The 18,408-nt window shown below is 63.8% G+C and carries 16 protein-coding genes and 2 pseudogenes; 14 read left to right on the top strand and 4 right to left on the bottom strand.

Annotated elements, in window-relative coordinates; genetic code table 11:
* From QOC89_RS27400 to QOC89_RS27420, 5 genes and pseudogenes are all read left to right on the top strand, one after another.
* Window positions 1–420: pseudogene (locus tag QOC89_RS27400) on the top strand (peptidase S53); the annotation flags it as partial.
* A gap of 190 nt (window positions 421–610) precedes the next feature.
* Window positions 611–2,275 (top strand): S10 family peptidase, encoded by a 1,665-nt coding sequence (locus QOC89_RS27405; protein ID WP_323047897.1) that lies wholly within the window; start codon window positions 611–613, stop codon window positions 2,273–2,275.
* 246 nt (window positions 2,276–2,521) lie between these two features.
* Window positions 2,522–3,184 carry a hypothetical protein gene (locus QOC89_RS27410; RefSeq protein WP_323047898.1) on the top strand — a complete coding sequence of 221 codons (663 nt, stop codon included), beginning with the start codon at window positions 2,522–2,524 and terminating at the stop codon, window positions 3,182–3,184.
* A 104-nt stretch (window positions 3,185–3,288) separates the two neighbouring features.
* A complete protein-coding gene (locus QOC89_RS27415) occupies window positions 3,289–3,639 on the top strand; it encodes a hypothetical protein (protein ID WP_323047899.1) in 351 nt (116 codons plus the stop codon).
* 430 nt (window positions 3,640–4,069) lie between these two features.
* On the top strand, window positions 4,070–4,339 hold the full coding sequence (locus tag QOC89_RS27420; protein WP_323047900.1) for an RNA-binding protein: 270 nt from the start codon (window positions 4,070–4,072) through the stop codon (window positions 4,337–4,339).
* A gap of 109 nt (window positions 4,340–4,448) precedes the next feature.
* Here QOC89_RS27420 and nadE read toward each other — a convergent pair whose 3' ends face one another.
* The 3 genes and pseudogenes from nadE to QOC89_RS27435 all read right to left on the bottom strand — a co-directional run bounded on the left by nadE (window position 4,449) and on the right by QOC89_RS27435 (window position 7,555).
* Window positions 4,449–5,309, bottom strand: coding sequence for an ammonia-dependent NAD(+) synthetase (gene nadE, locus QOC89_RS27425; RefSeq protein ID WP_323047901.1), 861 nt, complete (start codon window positions 5,307–5,309; stop codon window positions 4,449–4,451).
* 318 nt (window positions 5,310–5,627) lie between these two features.
* Window positions 5,628–5,831, bottom strand: a pseudogene (locus tag QOC89_RS27430) (EamA/RhaT family transporter); the annotation flags it as partial.
* A gap of 164 nt (window positions 5,832–5,995) precedes the next feature.
* Window positions 5,996–7,555, bottom strand: a complete 1,560-nt coding sequence (locus tag QOC89_RS27435) for an ABC1 kinase family protein (RefSeq protein WP_323047902.1) — start codon at window positions 7,553–7,555, stop codon at window positions 5,996–5,998.
* Between the two features lie 173 nt (window positions 7,556–7,728).
* On the opposite strand from QOC89_RS27435, the gene QOC89_RS27440 reads away from it, so the two are divergent.
* Entirely contained in the window at window positions 7,729–8,484 is a 756-nt protein-coding gene (locus QOC89_RS27440) for a DeoR/GlpR family DNA-binding transcription regulator (RefSeq protein WP_323047903.1), read from the top strand.
* Between the two features lie 36 nt (window positions 8,485–8,520).
* On the opposite strand, the gene QOC89_RS27445 is transcribed toward QOC89_RS27440, so the two are convergent.
* Entirely contained in the window at window positions 8,521–9,633 is a 1,113-nt protein-coding gene (locus QOC89_RS27445) for a 2-aminoethylphosphonate--pyruvate transaminase (protein ID WP_416340485.1), read from the bottom strand.
* 364 nt (window positions 9,634–9,997) lie between these two features.
* Here QOC89_RS27445 and phnS point away from each other — a divergent pair, with 364 nt between their 5' ends.
* From phnS to QOC89_RS27485, 8 genes are all read left to right on the top strand, one after another.
* Window positions 9,998–11,089 carry a 2-aminoethylphosphonate ABC transporter substrate-binding protein gene (gene phnS, locus QOC89_RS27450; protein ID WP_323047904.1) on the top strand — a complete coding sequence of 364 codons (1,092 nt, stop codon included), beginning with the start codon at window positions 9,998–10,000 and terminating at the stop codon, window positions 11,087–11,089.
* A gap of 89 nt (window positions 11,090–11,178) precedes the next feature.
* Entirely contained in the window at window positions 11,179–12,279 is a 1,101-nt protein-coding gene (phnT, locus tag QOC89_RS27455; protein WP_323047905.1) for a 2-aminoethylphosphonate ABC transport system ATP-binding subunit PhnT, read from the top strand.
* A complete protein-coding gene (locus QOC89_RS27460; protein WP_323047906.1) occupies window positions 12,257–13,204 on the top strand; it encodes a 2-aminoethylphosphonate ABC transporter permease subunit in 948 nt (315 codons plus the stop codon). Before phnT ends, QOC89_RS27460 begins: the two co-directional genes overlap by 23 nt.
* Entirely contained in the window at window positions 13,194–14,057 is an 864-nt protein-coding gene (gene phnV / locus QOC89_RS27465; RefSeq protein ID WP_323047907.1) for a 2-aminoethylphosphonate ABC transport system, membrane component PhnV, read from the top strand. Before QOC89_RS27460 ends, phnV begins: the two co-directional genes overlap by 11 nt.
* A 75-nt stretch (window positions 14,058–14,132) precedes the next feature.
* The gene (locus QOC89_RS27470; RefSeq protein WP_323047908.1) at window positions 14,133–14,867 is read left to right on the top strand and encodes a phosphonate utilization associated transcriptional regulator; all 735 of its coding nucleotides are present in this window, start codon (window positions 14,133–14,135) and stop codon (window positions 14,865–14,867) included.
* 57 nt (window positions 14,868–14,924) lie between these two features.
* Window positions 14,925–16,199, top strand: coding sequence for a phosphonoacetate hydrolase (phnA, locus tag QOC89_RS27475; protein WP_323047909.1), 1,275 nt, complete (start codon window positions 14,925–14,927; stop codon window positions 16,197–16,199).
* Entirely contained in the window at window positions 16,196–17,647 is a 1,452-nt protein-coding gene (gene phnY / locus QOC89_RS27480; RefSeq protein ID WP_323047910.1) for a phosphonoacetaldehyde dehydrogenase, read from the top strand. Before phnA ends, phnY begins: the two co-directional genes overlap by 4 nt.
* Before the next feature lie 4 nt (window positions 17,648–17,651).
* Window positions 17,652–18,212, top strand: a complete 561-nt coding sequence (locus QOC89_RS27485; RefSeq protein WP_323047911.1) for a phosphonate degradation HD-domain oxygenase — start codon at window positions 17,652–17,654, stop codon at window positions 18,210–18,212.
* Window positions 18,213–18,408 lie beyond the last annotated feature (196 nt).

The following is an 18,408-nucleotide window of genomic DNA, read 5'->3' on the forward strand; positions in this document are numbered from 1 at the left end:
GGCACCGAAGGCGGCGCGGGCGGCGGTGGCGTGAGCCAGGCCTTTCCGGTGCCGGCGTGGCAAAAGGGTCTGTCGGCCACTTCATCGAGCGGCGCCAAGAGGGTGCTCAGCGGGCGCGGCGTGCCCGATGTGGCCGGCGATGCGTCGCCTGTCACCGGCTATAACGTATTGATCGACGGTACGCAGACGGTGGTGGGCGGCACCAGCGCGGTCGCGCCGCTGTGGGCGGCGTTGATTGCGCGGGTCAATGCGGCGAAAGGGCAGCCGGCCGGTTTCATTAACCCGAAGTTGTACAAGGCGCCGGGCGCGTGCAACGACATCACGCAAGGCAACAACGGCAGCTTTGCCGCGTCGAAGGGCTGGGATGCATGCACGGGTCTCGGCAGCCCCAATGGTCAGAAGGTGGCGGCGGCACTATAGTCTGATGAGCCGCTAGTCGGTTCGCGGCGAGCCTGGCTGACTGTCGGCTGAGGGATCGCGGGCCGTGCGCGCCTGGTCCCAAGGCGCGCCGCGCTCAGGCCGCCGGCGGTACGGTGCAGGGCTTCAGGAGACACGGGCACCGCGAGACACACACGAGACACCAAGACGTTAACGAACCCATGGAGCGATCATGACGAACCCCGAGTCAGCTTCCGTTAGTCCGCAGTCGTCAGACAGTACGCATGCTTCGTCCGCAAAGGCTGCCGCCAGCACGTCGCGTCAAGCCGGCGATCAGCCGTTTTTCGATCCGGTTGCTTACGGCAACGGTCCGGACGACTCCGTGACCGACACCGCTGAGGCGGCGGCGCTCACGCACCATTCGACCACGATCGGCGGCCACAAGATCAACTACACGGCGACCGTGGGACATCTCGTCATTGTCGACCCGAGCAGTTCGCAGCCCGACGCCAAAATGTTCTACGTCGCGTTCACGCAGGACAACCAGAAGGAGGAAACCCGCCCGGTGACTTTCTTCTACAACGGCGGGCCGGGCTCGTCTTCGGTGTTCGTGTTGCTGGGCTCGTTCGCGCCACGCCGCATCAAGACGTCGATGCCGGGCTTTACGCCGCCCGCGCCGTACGCGATGGAAGACAACCCGGACAGTTTGCTCGACAAGAGCGACCTCGTCTTTATCAACCCGGTCGGCACCGGCTATTCGGCGGCGATTGCGCCGAAAAAGAACCGCGACTTCTGGGGCGTCGACCAGGATGCTGACTCGATCAAGCAGTTCATCAAGCGCTTTCTGACCAAAAACAATCGCTGGAATTCGCCGAAGTATCTGTACGGCGAGTCTTATGGCACGGCGCGCAGCTGTGTCCTTGCGTACCGTCTGCATGAAGACGGCGTCGACCTGAACGGCGTCACGCTGCAATCGTCGATTCTCGATTACACGCAATCCGGCAACCCGATCGGCGTGTTGCCTACCGCCGCCGCGGACGCGTGGTATCACAAGAAACTCGGCATCGCGCCGCGGCCCACCGACCTCGGCGTGTTCGCCGAAGAAGTGGCGCAATTTGCGCGTACCGACTATCTGGCGGCGCTGCGCAAGTTTCCGACCACGGATTCCGCAACCGTCGAGAAGCTCAGCGAATACACCGGGATCGACAAGACTACCTTGCTTGCCTGGAGCCTCGACGTCGCGTCGTACGACAGCCGCGGCAATTCGCTGTTCCTGACCACGTTGCTGAAATCGCAGGGTCTCGCGCTCGGCGAGTATGACGGTCGCGTAACGGCAATCAGCACGGGCATCGCGGGCAAGATCGACCCGAATTCCGGCGGCAACGATCCAACCATGACGGCGGTGACCGGCGTGTACACGACCATGTGGAACGTGTATCTCAACGAGCAACTGAAATACACGTCGAAGTCGGCATTTACCGACCTCAACGATCAGGCGTTCAAGTACTGGGACTTCGGCCACATCGATCCGACCGGCGCGCAGAAGGGGATCGACGCCAAGGGCAACATCATTTTGTACACCGCCGGCGACCTTGCCGCGGTGATGGCGCTCAATCCCGACCTGAAGGTCCTGTCGGCGAACGGTTTTTTCGACTACGTCACGCCGTTCTATCAGACCGTGATCGATCTGCAGGAAATGCCGCTTCTCAGCCAGCAGGTGCGGCAGAATCTGTCGGCGCGTTTTTATCCATCGGGGCATATGGTGTATCTCGACGGGGGCTCGCGCACCGCGCTCAAGGCGGATCTCGCCAAAATGTATGACGCGACGGTGTCCAATACTCAGGCGCTCGGGCGTATCCGTGCGTTGCAGGCGCGAGTGGCGAGCACGCCGAAATAAGCGCGCTGTTGGCGCAGGGCTCGAGCGGCGCGCAGACTGCGGCGTTGCCTTTTTAAGCAGCGCCTCGGCGCGGCCTTGCAACGTGCATTTACGGATGGCAAGACCGCGCCGGCAGACCCGTTGGTGTGCACCCCAACGCGTCCGCATGAACCTGTGCAAGTGCGCCTGATTCGCGCAGGGATTTTGGATGTGTTTTAATTAGTCTGCGAATTGAACTATTGCGCGCCGCTGCCGGCGCGCCGAAGAATGAACGCAGGCATTGCAGACAGGCGTCGCAGCATCCCTTGCAGCGACGCAACCAGCATGACATATCGGGCCACTCAGCCGACGCACCCGCGCGGGGGCGTCGGCGTGCGTCGCGCCGGTACCTCCCGCTCAAAGCGTATTGCCCTGTTGCTCGGCTTCGCCGTCGTACTCGCTTTACGCGTCGGTGAAGTCTGGGCCCAGGATTCAGCAATGCTCGACGAGCGCGTCACGCAGCAGTCGGTCGGCGAAACGATTTGCCGGCCCGGCTATGCGGACACGGTCGCACCGCCGTTCGACGAGTTGATGGCACATAGGGACCGCATGCTCGCGGCGCGCGGCATCGATGCCGGCAGAGGTCAGGGTTTCGCGCTGGACCGGCGCGTGCCCATTGTGCTCGGCGGCTCGCCGGATGCTCCCTCCAATCTCGATCTTCTGCCGTGGGCAGGCCACGAGGGCGAACGCCGCAAGGCGCGCGCCGCGGTCATGCTCAAGCGCTGCGTTTGCGAGGGGAAACTGAGCCTCGCGGAGGCGCAAGCGGCGATTGTCGGTAACTGGTCGGTGGTCTATTCGGGCTTCAGCCAGACGTCTTGCGACGTGAGCCGTCTCGATGTCGCGACCGGCGAGAGCAACGCACGAAGCGACGGCCGCGACGGCACGCCATGAGGCAGCCTGTCTCAGTCCGCGTCCATCGGGTGGTTGATTCGCATACTTTCTTTCAGCTGCGCCACTGGCAGCGCGCTGTCCCAACTTATTCCCGGAGAATCACCATGACCCATTCACGCGTTGCCGCACTGGCACTCACTGTCGGCTGTCTGTTCGGCAGCGCCGCGGCGCTTGCCGCCGAACCCGTGCGCTGCGGCGGTGCCGACTCGCTGCAGATCCGCGGCGACGTGCCCGCGGCGATCAGTTTCGACGTGTACCGCCAACTGCGACCGTTGAACGCGCAGCGGGTCGCGCTATTCCAGGCAGCCGGAGAGGTGAAACGCCTGCCGGACGGGCTCGCGGTATGCGAAGTTGCCGACGACGGCGTCGACGATCCTTCCGCCGTGCTGGTTCAGGTGCCGCACGGCAAGAATGCGTGGTGGGTAAGCGCCGCCAACGTGCAAGCGGCGGACTGATCCCGACGGTCAGGCCGCCTTTGCGCACGTCCCCGGAGGATGCCAGTGCGCGATGCGTCACGCGGCCCGTTTTTGCGGCGAGCGTCGTTGTCTGGCGCCTGTGCCGGGCCGGCATCACTAAACGAACATGTGTTTTGCTATTTTTACTGCTGTTTATTCAGGTACAGTGCACTAAGGGAAGATTTTAAGATCCGTCTTTTACGGCATTGTGTCGCATCGCTTTTATTGTCGATTGTGAGTATCCTGAAAACAGGACGAAATTCGAAGGGGAGATTTAAATGATTGCCTTCTATCTGTCATTGGCTGCGGTGGGTGCGGCTGGCGCTGCGTTGATCCGGCAACTCGCGGCCGCTCAGGAGAAACAGCGCGCCGCATTGCGCCCGGTGCGCGTGCCTGTCGCGGATCGCAGCCCTCGCCGAGGGTAGGCCGCATGAACCTGATCGTGCGCAATATCGCGGAATCGTGCAGCGAGCAGGAAGTACGGGATTTTCTCAAGCATGAGCTTGGGCATTACGCGAAAAATATCGAGGTGGTCGATGCCGGGAAGCCTACCGCCTACGCCACGGTCGAGCTGGACGCGGACGTGCCCTATGTGGGCGAGGTGATCGCGCGTCAGATCCACGGCAAGCAATTGGGCGGCTTGACGCTCGAGGCGAGCGCCGATCTGTTCAGCGACGACGAGTCGCCGCCTGCTCACTGAGCTTGTGGTGACTGGGCGTGCCAAAGCGTCGAGCGGGAAGAGCGCGCGGCGTCGGGCTCGTTTTTGACGTGCATCCTCTCCCCCGCATTCTCGTTATTGCAGTCCTTTCTCATTCCCCGCCTGCTTTTACCGGCCAATCGAACGGCGTGTAGGGCAGCGCCCGCTTGTGCCGCGTGACGTCGTAGAAACGCAAGATCGTTTTGCGCGCGGCATCGCTCACCGGTTTGCCTTCCAGAAAGTCGTCGATGTCGTCGTAAGGGATGCCGTAGGCGTCTTCGTCCGGCCGTTGTGGACGCAACATTTCGAGGTCGGCGGTCGGCACTTTGTGCGCCAGCGCCTCGGGCGCGCCCAAGGCTTTGGACAATGCCCGTACCCGACGCTTGTTCAGGCCGGTGAGCGGCAGCACATCGGCGCCGCCGTCGCCGAACTTCGTGAAAAATCCCATCACCGATTCGGCCGCGTGGTCCGTGCCGATCACCACGCCGGCCCGCGCACTGGCGAGCGCGTATTGCGCAATCATGCGCTGCCGTGCCTTGATATTGCCGTGTACGAAATCCTGCTGTGACTCGTCGTTAAATCGCACGTTGCTGTCATTCAGCGCGGCGAGCATCGCGTCGGCGGCGGGTTTGATATCGACGGTAAGATTTTCGTCCGCCCGAATGAAACTCAAGGCCTGCTGCGCCTCGGCTTCATCTTTTTGCACGCCGTAGGGCAGACGGACCGCGACGAAGCGCGCGTCGTAATGTTCAGCGCGCAGCCGTTCGACCGCGAGTTGCGCAAGCCGCCCGGCGGTGGTCGAATCGACGCCGCCGCTGATGCCGAGCACGTAGGTTTTCAGGCCGCTGCTGCGCAGATAGTTCGCCAGAAAAGCAACCCGGCGTTCGATTTCCTGTGCGGCGTCGAATTCGGCGGCGACGTGCATTTCCGCCGCGATGCTTGCCTGGCGTGCGGCTGGGTCATGTTGCGTCATGTTCGTCTTTCCTCGGTATGCGGTGGTGCGCGTGTCGATGTTTCAACGCGCGCGCGGCTTGCAGGAGCGGCAGCGCCACGAATGCGCCGATTCTGCGGGCATGATGTGACGAATCAATCTCGCGGTGTCTATCGCGGGATATTGGCTTGAAATTCATTTTGCGCGGTTTTTAATCAGCCGCGCAGAACGTTAAATATGGGCTGTCAATGCTGTGATAAGGGTGAATCGCAGATGCCAATGCTCGGTAACATCCCCGTTCCCAGCACCGCATGCGCGGGCGAGCAGTCAATGATAATCGGGTTTGCGCAAATACGCGATGAACCACCCCAATCGGCCAAGGCCGTCTGCACCGTAGGGTGTGATCGCCCGGGCGACCACGAAACCGGTCGACCACAACACGACGAATATGGCGGCGATTGACGAAGCGAGCATCGGAGAGGGGCGGAGGGGAAAGCCGCCATCTTGCCGGGACCGGCGGCGCGAGTCTTGTTCGAAGCTGCAATCGCGGGTGTTTTGCTGAATGGCGGATTGGCTGAGTCGCGCGTCGGAGCGTGTTCTCCTTATTAGCCACCAGGTCAGTGGCATTGGCGTCCCGATGGCATCGCCACATCAGCGCCATCTGCGCCTCGGTGGCATCGCCACACCAGCGGCATCAGCATCCCGTCGGCATTGCCACCAACCTCACCTCACCACATCAACAACACAGTCCCCGCGCCGAGCACTCCGCCGCACACCGCACACGCCCACAGCAGCACCCGCGTGCGCCGATATTCACGGCCGATGTCCAGCATCAGCTGTGCGTTCTGCCGTGGCGTGCGGGCGCGCTCGTGCTCATGCTGCAGGTAGCGCACGGCCAGTTGGGGTATGCGCGGCAGCATATGCGCCAGATGCGGCAGCTCACGCGAGATGCGTTTGAGCCAGCCGCGGTGATCGATGTCGCGCCTCGCAATCCCCGCCAGCACGCCCCGCGTGACGTTCCACGTATCGACGCCCGGATGCAGCGCGCGCGCCAGCATTTCCGCCTGCTGGAACGAGCGCTGCGCGGTAGCGAGACGGCCGGGCACGGTGCCGTCGAACGGATGCACCGCGTGCAGCAGATGATGAAAAAGCGAACCCGCCGAGCGATCTTCCGGATCGGCCGCGAAATGCGCCTCGGCGCGGGTGCGCAATTCGGCTTCGAGCACCTCCTTACGCGTGTCGTGCGGCACATGCCCCGCTTCACGATGAAGTTCGGCAAGCCGGCCGTAGTCCTGGTCGAACAGCGCGGTCGCGCCGTGCACGAAGAACTCGCGCTCGCCGGTCGACAGACTCGACATGATCGAAAACTCCGCCAGCACGAGGCGTCCTAGCGTGTCCGGTTCGACGCTCACGCGCACCCGGCGCGCATCGAGCGTCGCGTGAAAGAAGCCGTGCTCGAACGCCTGTTCGGTCACCACCTCGACGATATGCGCGGCCAGCGGCGCGAGCTTGACGTGATGGGCGTGCAGGCCGGGCAGATCGCTGGCAGGCAAGGTGCTGACGCGCTGCATCGTCAGCGTGTGGTCGGTGCACAGGTCCCAGATGACGTCCGGCACGACGATGCGCGTGTCGCCGTCGAAATGATGGCCGGTCTGGCTGAAATTGGCGGCTTCGGCGCGCAGATCGAAGCGGCGCAGGATGTCGTCAGTGAAGGTCTGCGCCAATCTTCGCAGTTGCAGCCGGCGGGCGGACCCCGAAAGTTTCTCCAGCCAGCGCGCAACCCAGCGCAGCAGTGCGAGCTCGTCGCCGATCTGTTGCAGCTGGTCGGCGCGCACCAGCTTGATGGCCACTTCGCTATGGCCGTTGACCGGTATGAGGAGCCGCGCGAGATGCGTCTGTTCGGCAAAGCCGCCGCGCACCGGCACCAGATCGACGGCGCTGAAGAGGGTGGCGAGCGGCCGGCCGAATGCACGCGCCAACGCCTGTTCGGATGCCTGCGGCGGCAGCGGGGCTTCGAGATGATCGATCGCGTCGATCGCATCGTGCAGGGTGCCGGTCGCGAGTTCGGGCCGTTCAACCAGGGTCTGCGCGAAGCGGCTCGCGAGCGGCCCGAGCGCGGGCAGCACGCCGTGCAGGCGCTCGCCGCTGCGCCGGGACGCGTGCACACGGCCGAGCAGCTCGATCATCCAGTGCAGTTTGTGGTCGGGCGGGGCGGCAAGCCAGATCAGACGCGCGCCATAACGCAACGCGTGGAACAACAGGAGTAAACGGCGAAACAGTGGCGGCATCGGCAGTTCGGTTGACGGACTAAGCGGCTTCGACAGGCATAGGCGCGCGGCCAGGGCGTTCAGGTTAGCAGGTAAGCGCGTCAGGAGGAGCATCGCCGGGCCGCGCGTAATACAATACGCCGGCCTTTCACCTGTGGCGAAACCCAAGCGTGCCGGCTTCCGGCCCTCAACAGATGCTCGCAGAACAACGTCACCAATATATCCTGGCGCAAGTCGCCAAAACCGGCGCGCTTTCGGTCGCTGAACTGGTGCGCGAACTGAATGTGTCGCGCGAGACGATCCGCCGTGATCTGAATGCGCTGGCCGGGCGCGGTTTGCTCGTCACGACCCACGGCGGCGCGCTGTCGAGCGACCGGCGCGAGCCCGACCTCGATACGCGTGAAGCCGCCAACGCCGGCGCGAAGCGGGCGATCGGCGAACGCGCGGCCGAGTTCGTGCCGGACGGCGCTTCGCTGATCATCGATTCGGGCAGCACCACCCAGGCGGTGGCGCGGGCGCTGCTCGACCGGCATCGCCTGTCGGTCTATACGAACGACTGGCGCATCGCACTGCTGCTCGGCCGCCGCAACGATAACCGCATCACACTGCTCGGCGGCGAACTGTCGGATATCGAAGACGCCACCTTCGGGCTCGACACGGTCCACCAGCTGACGCAATACCACGCCGACTTCGCGTTTATCGGCGCCGGCGGCATTTCGCCGGACGGCTACCTGACCGACTACAGCCGCATGGCCGCCGAAGTGCGCAGCCGCATGATCGCCGCGGCCGACATGGTGGTGGTCGTCGCCGATCACTCGAAGTTTGGGCGCGTGACGCCGGTGCGCATCAACGGCATCGAGTCGGCGCGTTATCTGGTCACCGAACTGGCGCCGGAGAAGACGCTCGGTAAGGCGATCACGGCGCATGGGCCGGAAATCCTGATCGCCTGAAGCGGAAGCAGGATCAGCCCGCCATCGCGCCGCGCGTTACCGGACACGGATACCCAGCTTCTCGACCGTACGGCCGATCGCCGCCACCGCGTTGCGTAGTTCGTTCTCATCGATCGCACCGATGCAGCCCACGCGGAACGTTTCCATTTCCGTGAGCTTGCCCGGATAGAGCACGTAGCCCGCCTCGCGCACCGCGGCATAAAAGTCCGCAAAATTCCAGGCCGGGTCGCGCGGCGCGTGGAACGTGACGATCACCGGCGCCTGCACCTCGGGCTTCAGGAACGGCTCGAAGCCGAGCGCTTTCATGCCGTTCACCAACGCCGCGCAGTTCCGCGTGTAGCGTGCGCCGCGCGCCGCTTGTCCGCCTTCCGCGATGAACTGATCGAGTGCCCGGCGCAACGCGGCGACCACGTGAGTGGGCGGCGTGAAGCGCCACTGCGTCGTCTTCTCCATGTAAACGTACTGATCGTGCAGATCCAGCGCGAGCGAGGGCGAGCGTCCTTCGCTCGCTTCCAGCACGCTGCGCCGCACGATCACGAAGCCCATGCCCGGCACGCCTTCCAGGCATTTGCCGCTCGCCGAGATCAGCGCGTCGATGCCGCCGCGCCGTAAGTCGATCGGCAACGCGCCGAACGAACTCATCGCATCGACGATCAGGGACTTGCCGTGCCGCTGACATACCGCGGCGATATCGTCGAGCGGATTGAGCAGCCCCGCGCTCGTTTCCAGATGCACCTGCGCGACGTGGGTGATGCGCGAATGGCGATTGAAGGCGTCTTCGATCGCGGCGGCGCTGACCGGTTCGTCCTGGCGCAGCGCCAGTTCGACATAAGCGATCCCCATTCGCTGCAATATCCTCACCAGACGGGCACAATATGCGCCGTTGTTCGGAACCAGCACACAGCCTTGACGCGGCACCAGCGTGCCGAGCGCCGCTTCCACGGCGAACGTGCCGCTGCCTTGAAGCGGCACGCATACATAGTCTTTTTCGCCATGTACGATCTTCACCAGCTCGGCGCATACGCCGTGAGTCATGCGGTTAAACGCGGCGTCCCACGAACCCCAGTCGCGCAGCATCGCCTCGCGGGTTTGCGGCGAAGTGGAGAGGGGGCCCGGCGTCAACAGGATTGGGTCGTTTCCAAGGATCACACAGCCTCCGTCAGCAGATGAATGTTCGTCGCCCACGCCGGGTGACGAAAAGATTGATTTGGATATTATTGGCGAATTGTGTCATTTTTTGGAAGCCGACAGAATAGTCATGGCGTTGTCATGGAAACCTGTGATCCTTGCCGTGCCCGATCAGGCATGGCAGGCAGCGCGAATGTCGTAGATGGGCTGTAAGTCAGGCTGGAGAAGAAGCGGCAAAGTTGTCGGCAATCTGCAATTCATACGAAAACTGCACGACAGCTGGCTGCGGGCAACACGCAAGCGGCACGGCGCCACCGCCGTTCAATCACAACAGGTATCGGGAAAACCCCGACCGTCTGGTTTTTTGCCTTTCGGAGAGAGCGACATGACAAAGACGAATTCCCTTCACGCCACGGCTGGCCTCGCACGCAAACTGCTGCCGGCATTGGTCGCCGCCGCAGCGTTCGGTGGCATGGCGATGCAAGCGCATGCGGCTGACGCAGTGGTGCTGTACACCGCCGACGGCCTCGAAAACCTCTACAAGGATGTGCTGCCGGCCTTCGAAAAGAAGGAAGGCGTGAAGGTCAACATCGTCACGGCGGGTAGCGGCGAAGTGGTGAACCGCGCCACCATCGAAAAAGATCAGCCGAAGGCCGACGTGCTCGTCACGCTGCCGCCGTTCATCCAGCAAGCCGACCAGAGCGGCCTGCTGCAGGCGTATCAGAGCGCCAACTACAAGAACGTGCCGGCCATCGCCAAGGCGTCGAACGGTTCATGGGCGACGTTCGTGAACAACTACTTCTCATTCGCGATCAACCCGGAGGTCGTCAAGACCCAGCCGAAGACCTTCGCCGACCTGCTGCACCCGGACTACAGCGGCAAGGTCGCCTACTCGAACCCGGCTACGGCGGGCGACGGCATGGCCGTGATCATTCTGACCACGTCGCTGATGGGCGAAGACAAGGCGTTCGACTATCTGAAGAAACTCGAAGAGAGCGCCAAGTTCCACACCAAAGGCACCGGCTACCTCGACGTGCTGCTCTCCCGTAACGAAATCGCCTTCGCCAACGGCGACTTGCAGATGGATCTTGACGATGCGGCCAACGGCGGTCTGTCGCTCAAGCCGATCTTCCTCGCAGCCAGCGCCGGCGGTAAGCCGACCACCTTCCAGCTGCCGTACGCGATCGGCCTGATCAAGAACGGCCCGAACCAGGCAGAAGGCAAGAAGCTGATCGACTACCTGATGTCGACCGACGTGCAGGCCAAGGTGCCGGACATCTTCGGTATCCCGGCCCGGACCGACGTGCCGCTCACCGGCAAGAACGGCGAAGCCGTCAAGCAGGCCATCGCCGGCGTGACGCTGATTCCGGTGGACTGGAACCAGGTGATGGCGAAGAAGGCTGACTGGACCACACGCTGGAAGAACGACGTGATCGGTTCGTCGGGCAAGCAGCTCGAAGTCGTCAAGCCGAAGTAAGCCGGACCGTTCGTCATTGAGTCAGGCGGCGCTTCCCGTGTTCGTGCGAGGCGCCGCGTCAGCATTAATCCAGTTGGAGGATGAACCCGGTGAATACGGCCAGTCTCGCTAACCCCGGCGCGCTCGGCGCCTCGCCGGACGCGCTCGACGCCTCGCGCTCGAACACGCCGGGCGGCGTGCAGATCGATCATCTGACGGTGCGGTTCGGAACGCGCACCGTGCTCGACGATCTGTCGCTCACCATTCAGCGCGGCGAATTGCTCACCGTGCTCGGCCGCAGCGGGTGCGGCAAGACTACGCTGTTGCGCTTCATCGCCGGGTTCATTGAAGCGGACGGACTGGCCGGCACCTTGACGGTCGCCGGTCACGATCTCACGCATGTGCCGCCGCACAAGCGCAATCTCGGCTTGCTGTTTCAGAGCTATGCGCTGTTTCCGCATCTGTCGGTGTTCGACAACGTGGCTTTCGGGTTGCGCGCCCGCCGCACGCCGTCAAAAGATGTCGCGCGCCGTGTCGCCGACGCCTTGAAGCTCGTGCAACTCGGCGACGCCGGGCATCACATGCCCGCGCAATTGTCGGGCGGCATGCAGCAGCGTGTGGCCTTGGCGCGCGCGCTCGTGATCGAGCCCGACGTGCTGTTGCTCGATGAACCGCTTTCCGCGCTCGACGCCAATTTGCGCGCCTCGGTGCGTTCCGAACTGAAGGCGTTGCACGAGCGCCTGCCGAATCTGACGATCGTCTGCGTGACGCACGATCAGGACGACGCGCTGGTGCTCTCCGACCGCACGCTGCTGATGCGCGAAGGCCGCATCGCGCAACTCGGCACGCCGCAGCAGTTGTACGACGCGCCGAACGACGGTTTCGTCGCGCGTTATCTGGGCGCGGCCAATCTGTTGCCGCCGCAGGTCGCATTCGGCATGGGCGACGTGCGCTACAACGAACGTGACCGGGTGGCCTGCCTGCGTCCTGAAGCGCTGCGCATCGTGCCGCTCGGCGAAGGGCAGTTGCATGGCGCGATTACGTCGGTCGAATGGTACGGCGCGGTGCTGTCGGTGTCGGTCGCGCTGGACGCGATGCCCAACGAACCGGTGCTGGTCACCATGCAGCGCGGCCACGGCATGATGCCGGAGAAGGGCGCGCGTGTTTCACTGCGTTATGAGGCTGACGATGTCGTCCTTATCAACCCCTGATACGCCTGATTCGATGAGCGCGGCGGCCGCCGCCGACGCTCGCCGCGCTGCCAGCGCGGCCTCGCACACGGCAGCGGTGAAGCGCCGCGAACGCGCGGCGCAATGGCACCTGCTGTTCCTCGCGGTGGTCGTGCTCGGTCCACTGATTATTTATCCGCTGGTACGACTGGTACTGCTCAGTCTCACCGGTCCGCACGGTTTGAGCCTGCAGGCCTACTCGGCGTTTTTCGGCAATCCGGAGACGCGCGGCGTGGTCGGCACGACGCTCTGGATCCTGTTTGCCAGTGCGGGACTCGCGTCCTTGCTCGGCGTCGCGTTGGCGTCGATCCTGTTTTTCAAGCCGTTTCCCGGCGCGCGGATGATCACGCGTTTTCTTGAGCTGTTCGTCGCGTTCCCGTCGTTTCTGGTCGCCTTCACGCTGATTTTTCTGTACGGCTCGCAAGGTTCGGTCAGCATCGGCTTGCAGCGGCTGTTCCATCTGGAGGCGCCGCCGCTCGATTTTCTGTTCGGCGTGGGTGGCGTGATTCTCGCCGAAGTGGTGTTCTACGCGCCGTTCGTCGTGCGTCCCACACTCGCCTCATTCGCCACGCTCGACATGCGTCTGATCGAAGCCGCCCGCAGTCTCGGCGCAAGCGGCTGGATGGTCGCGTTCAAGGTGATCCTGCCGCTCGCGTGGCCGGGTATCGCCGCGGGCACGATCCTGTGTTTCCTGCTGACGTTGAACGAGTTCGGCATTCTGCTGGTGCTCGGCAGCGCGCATCTGATCACGCTGCCGGTCGCGATCTACAGTTCCGCGACGGTCGACCTCGATCTGCCCACGGCCGCCGCCGGCGCGGTCGTCATGCTGATCATGTCGTTGTCGCTGTACGCGTTGTACCGCCAGGTCAACCGTCGCAAGGTGAAAGGAGCGGGCCATGGCCGTTGAACTCGACCCGACCGTCCTGCCGGTCATGCACAAGAAGGCGCGGCCGGTGCGCCGCAGTTTGCCGGTGCGCGTGCTCGGCGGCCTGTTTCTCGGTTTTGCGGCGTTGTTGTGCTTCTGGCTATTCGTGTTGCCGGTGCTGGTGGTCGCGCTATCGAGCGTGGCCGGGCACTGGTCGGGCACGATCCTGCCGGACAGCCTTAGCATGCGCTGGTTCGAACGGCTGGGGTCCAGCGACTTCGACGCGCTAACCACCAGCCTGGAAATCGGCATGGGCGTCGCCGTGCTCGGCACGATTCTCGGACTCTGGCTGGCGCTGGCGCTCGAAGGACGCGACCGGCGCGGTCTCGGCGCGTTCGTCGACACCATCGCGATGATGCCCAACGGCGTGCCGAGCGTGGTGCTTGGCCTCGCCGTGCTGATCGCGTATCACAAGCGTCCGTTCGATCTGTCGAGCTCGGCGGCGATCGTCGTGTTCGTGCAGCTCGCGCTGGTGCTTCCGTTCTGCTATCGCTGCGCGGCCGCCGCCTTGCGCCCCGAATTGACCATGTTGCGCGAAGCCGCAGCGAGTCTCGGTGCGCCGCCGTCGATGGTGTTGCGCCGCGTCGTGCTGCCGCAACTGGTGCCGGCGATTCGCGCGAGCCTCGCGTTGGGCTTCGCGCTGTCGCTCGGCGAACTCGGCGCCACGCTCACCGTGTATCCGCCGGGTTTCGCGACGGTGCCGATCGTCGTGGTCGGTCAGGTGGAGCGCGGTTATTACCTGCCGGCCTCCGCGTTGTCGCTGATTCTGCTGATGGTCTCGCTTGCCGCGCTGCTGCTGATCGCGGCGCGTGTCCCGCGCCGTCGGGTGGACTGACGCGCATCTTCTGAGTGTTGTGTTTGCGTGGCAAGCGGCGCGCGAACCCATATCGATGTGGCAAAATTTGTCAACATGACCGAATATATGCAAACTACTTCTGTCGATCCGATTGAGGTTGTGCGCAGGCATTCGCTGACGACCCTGGTCCGCGACGAAATCGAACGGCACATCGTCGAAGGGGCCCTCGAGCCCGGCGCCAAACTCAACGAAGCCGACTGGGCGGCGCGTCTGCAGGTGTCGCGCGGGCCGGTGCGCGAGGCGTTCCGCGCGCTGGAGCAAGCGGGCCTTGTGCGCACCGAGAAAAACCGCGGCGTGTTCGTGCGCACGGTGTCGCTGGCGGAAGCAGACGAGATTTATGCGGTGCGCGCGGTGCTCGAAGAGGCGGCGTGCCGGATGCTGGCGGCGCGTATCGATGCACGCGAACTGGCGGCGTTGCGCGAGTGGCTCGACGCGATGCGCGCGGCGCTCGACGCGCAGGACCACGATGCCTACGCGCGCGCCAATGTGGCGTTTCACGACGCGATCGTGGCGGCATCGGGCAACGTCAAGCTGTATGAGACGTATCGAAGGCTGGTGAGCGAACTGAGCCTGTTTCGCCGTGCCGCGCTGGTGGTGCATGCCGACGCGATGGAGCGCTCGCTAGCCGAGCATCGCGCGATCCTGACGGCGCTGGCCTCGCGCGACGCCGACCATGCCGCGGCGCTCATGCATGCGCATGTGAATGGCGGCCTGCGGCGCGCGCGTGCGGCGTGCGAACCGGCGGGGCCATTGGGCGCGGTGAGGATGGCGGCGGCATCGAACGATTGAGACGGGTTGCAACGGATTGACTGGAGCACGTGTGCTCTTCACGCATGGAAGATGATGATGGAAAACGCAAATAGAAACGCAAGCGCAAGCGAACGTACGATCGAAGTCAACGGCCGCCGCTACCGGCTGCCCGCGCAACCGACCGTGGTGGTGTGCGTCGACGGCTGTGAATACGATTACCTCGAAGCCGCGGTCGCGGCGGGCGTCGCGCCTTTCATCGGCAAGATGATCGAGGGCGGCGCGGTCTTCAAGGGCGACTGTGTGATTCCGTCGTTCACCAACCCGAACAATCTCTCGATCGTATGCGGCGTGCCGCCCTCGGTGCACGGCATTTGCGGCAATTACTTCTGGGACCCGGACGCAAACGGCGGGGAAGGCGCGGAAGTGATGATGAACGATCCGGCCTATCTGCGCGCGGGGACTTTGCTGGCGGCCGCGGCCGAAGCCGGCGCCGCGGTGGCCGTGGTGACCGCGAAAGACAAGCTGCGCCGGCTGCTCGGCTGGCAGCTGAAGGGCATCTGTTTCTCGGCGGAAAAAGCCGACAAGGTGACGCGCGAAGAAAACGGCATCGACGAAGTGCTCGATCTGGTCGGCTTGCCGGTGCCTGACGTATATAGCGCGGGCTTGTCCGAATTCGTGTTCGCCGCCGGCGTGCGGCTTGCCGAAACCCGCGAGCTCGACCTCATGTATCTGTCGACCACCGACTACATCCAGCACAAATGGGCGCCAGGCACCGCGGGCGCGAACGACTTTTACGCCATGATGGACGGCTACCTCGCGAAGCTCGACGCGCTCGGCTGGGTGATCGGCCTGACCGCCGACCACGGCATGAACGCCAAGCACGAGCCGAAGACCGGCGAGCCGAATGTGATCTATCTGCAGGACGTGCTGGACGAATGGCTCGGGGCCAGCAAAGCGCGCGTGATTCTGCCGATCACCGATCCGTATGTCGTGCACCACGGCGCGCTCGGTTCGTTCGCGACGGTGTACCTGCCGCATGATGTGAACGTCAGGCAGGTGATCGAGCGGATCGGCGGTTTGCCGGGCATTGAAGTCGTGCTCGACAATCGCGCCGCATGCGAGCGCTTCGAGCTGCCGAACGACCGCGTCGGCGACATCGTGGTGGTCAGCACCAAACACGTGGCGCTCGGCACGCGTCGCAATGAACACGATCTGTCCGGATTGACGGTGCCGTTGCGCTCGCACGGCGGGATTTCGGAGCAGGAGGTGCCGCTGCTGTTCAACCGCCGCGTCGAAGGATTGCCCGCCGGTAAGCGGTTGCGCAACTTCGATATCTTCGACGTCGCCTTGAATCACGTGTCGGCATCATGAACGCCGTGCTGCGGGACCATCCGGCGTTTCGGGCGGAAGCGCTGCGCCTCAAAGGCGAGCGCGCGACGCGCTCGCGCACGCTCGACGTATTCGATCCTTATACGGGGACGCGGGTGGGCACCGTCCCATTGGCGAGCATCGACGACGTGCGCGCCGCGTTCGACTATGCCGCCGCGTATCAGGCGACGCTCACGCGCTACGAGCGTTCGCAGATTCTCGAGCGTGCCGCGGCTTTGCTGCGGGAGCGCACCGAGGACGCGTCGGACCTGATTTCGCTCGAGTCGGGTTTGTCGAAGCAGGATTCGCGCTACGAGATCGGGCGCGTTGCCGATGTGCTCAAGTTTGCCTCGATCGAAGCTTTGCGCGACGACGGGCAGAGTTTTTCCTGCGATCTCACGCCGCATGGCAAGAAGCGTCGTGTGTTTTCGCAGCGTGAGCCGTTGGCTGGGGTGATCGTCGCGATTACGCCGTTCAACCATCCGATGAACCAGGTCGCGCACAAGATCGCGCCTGCTATCGCGACGAATAATCGTGTGGTGCTCAAGCCGTCGGAGAAGGTGCCGCTGTCGGCGCTGTATCTGGCCGACATTCTTTATGAAGCAGGATTGCCGGCACCGATGCTGCAGGTGCTGACCGGCGATCCGCGCGAAATCGCCGATGAACTGATCACGCATCCGCTGGCTGAGCTCGTTACGTTCACGGGCGGCGTGGCGATCGGCAAATATATCGCGGCAAAGGCGGCCTACCGGCGCATCGTGCTGGAATTGGGCGGCAACGATCCGCTGATCGTGCTCGAAGACGCCGATCTCGATCGCGCGGCGACGCTTGCCGTGCAAGGTTCGTATAAGAACTCCGGCCAGCGGTGTACCGCGGTCAAGCGGATCCTGGTGCAAAAGAGTATCGCGGCGGATTTCACCGATCTGGTCGTGGAGAAGACGCGTGCCTGGACCTATGGCGATCCGTTCGACGCATCGAATCAGATGGGCACCGTGATCGACGTCGCCGCCGCCCAGCTATTCGAGGCGCGTGTGAACGAGGCGATCGCGGCCGGCGCGCGCTTGCGGATCGGCAATGAACGCGTCGGCGCGCTGTATGCGCCGACGGTGCTGGATGGCGTCGATCCGTCGATGGCGCTGGTGCGTGAAGAAACCTTCGGCCCGGTGTCGCCGATCATCACCTTCGACACGCTCGACGACGCCATCCGGATCAGTAACGGCACGCCGTTCGGGCTGTCGTCCGGGGTGTGTACGAACCGGCAGGACGCCATCACGCGCTTCATCAACGAATTGCGCGTGGGGACGGTCAACGTGTGGGAAGTGCCGGGCTACCGGATCGAGCTGACGCCGTTCGGCGGCATCAAGGATTCCGGGCTTGGCTATAAGGAAGGCGTTCAGGAAGCGATGAAGAGCTTCACCAACCTGAAGACCTTTTCATTACCGTGGGAGTAAGAGCGTGGCACTGAGTTTGAACGACATCCGTTCGTTATTCGAGGCGTACGGCAGCCTTGCCTACAGCGGTGAGCCGGTGACGCAACTCGAGCATGCGCTGCAGAGCGGCGCGTTGGCGGAACAGGAGGGCGCCGGCGACGAACTCGTCGCCGCTGCGTTTTTGCACGACCTTGGGCATCTGCTGAATCTGCAGGGCGAGACGCCGACGGGGCGGGGCATCGACGATCTGCATCAATATTTCGCGCTGCCGTTCCTGCGGCCGGTGTTGTCGGATGCGGTGCTGGAGCCGATCCGGCTGCACGTCGACGCCAAGCGCTGCCTGTGTGCAATCGACGATACGTACTTCGGCCAGCTTTCCGCCGATTCGGTGCGGAGCCTGGAATTGCAAGGCGGCATCTTCGGCAAGGAAGAGGCCGAGGCGTTCCTGCAGAAGCCCTACGCGGAAGACGCATTGCGCCTGCGCAGATGGGACGACCGCGCAAAAGAAGAGCGACGCGCGACGCCGGGTCTCGATCACTATATGAGCGTAGTCGAGCGCGTGATGCAGATGCGCGTGGCTGGCTGAATGGGATGATTTTCGGCTGATCTTCGGGTGTGCTTGTGCGCCATCTGCGCGCCATTTCTGGTGCAATCCACGCGTATCAAAATAACGCTTGCAAGGCGGGGTTGGGCTCGCTAGAATCTCGCTCTTTCGTGCTCCGGACAGCGGGGCGCGGGAGGCGGGAGAGCCAGCAGTGGCAAGGCTTTGAGCGAAGTGGGCG

Origin of the sequence: Paraburkholderia sp., from assembly GCF_034668105.1 — a bacterium.
GTDB lineage: Bacteria > Pseudomonadota > Gammaproteobacteria > Burkholderiales > Burkholderiaceae > Paraburkholderia.

Bases quoted from the DNA above. Each gene is read 5' to 3' on its own strand.
- QOC89_RS27470 (WP_323047908.1), top strand. From the start codon at position 14,133: ATGACCGAATATATGCAAACTACTTCTGTCGATCCGATTGAGGTTGTG.
- phnA (WP_323047909.1), top strand. From the start codon at position 14,925: ATGGAAAACGCAAATAGAAACGCAAGCGCAAGCGAACGTACGATCGAA.
- QOC89_RS27410 (WP_323047898.1), top strand. From the start codon at position 2,522: ATGAACGCAGGCATTGCAGACAGGCGTCGCAGCATCCCTTGCAGCGAC.
- QOC89_RS27440 (WP_323047903.1), top strand. From the start codon at position 7,729: ATGCTCGCAGAACAACGTCACCAATATATCCTGGCGCAAGTCGCCAAA.
- QOC89_RS27420 (WP_323047900.1), top strand. From the start codon at position 4,070: ATGAACCTGATCGTGCGCAATATCGCGGAATCGTGCAGCGAGCAGGAA.
- QOC89_RS27405 (WP_323047897.1), top strand. From the start codon at position 611: ATGACGAACCCCGAGTCAGCTTCCGTTAGTCCGCAGTCGTCAGACAGT.
- phnS (WP_323047904.1), top strand. From the start codon at position 9,998: ATGACAAAGACGAATTCCCTTCACGCCACGGCTGGCCTCGCACGCAAA.
- phnV (WP_323047907.1), top strand. From the start codon at position 13,194: ATGGCCGTTGAACTCGACCCGACCGTCCTGCCGGTCATGCACAAGAAG.
- QOC89_RS27435 (WP_323047902.1), bottom strand. From the start codon at position 7,555: ATGCCGCCACTGTTTCGCCGTTTACTCCTGTTGTTCCACGCGTTGCGT.
- phnY (WP_323047910.1), top strand. From the start codon at position 16,196: ATGAACGCCGTGCTGCGGGACCATCCGGCGTTTCGGGCGGAAGCGCTG.
- QOC89_RS27415 (WP_323047899.1), top strand. From the start codon at position 3,289: ATGACCCATTCACGCGTTGCCGCACTGGCACTCACTGTCGGCTGTCTG.
- QOC89_RS27460 (WP_323047906.1), top strand. From the start codon at position 12,257: ATGTCGTCCTTATCAACCCCTGATACGCCTGATTCGATGAGCGCGGCG.
- nadE (WP_323047901.1), bottom strand. From the start codon at position 5,309: ATGACGCAACATGACCCAGCCGCACGCCAGGCAAGCATCGCGGCGGAA.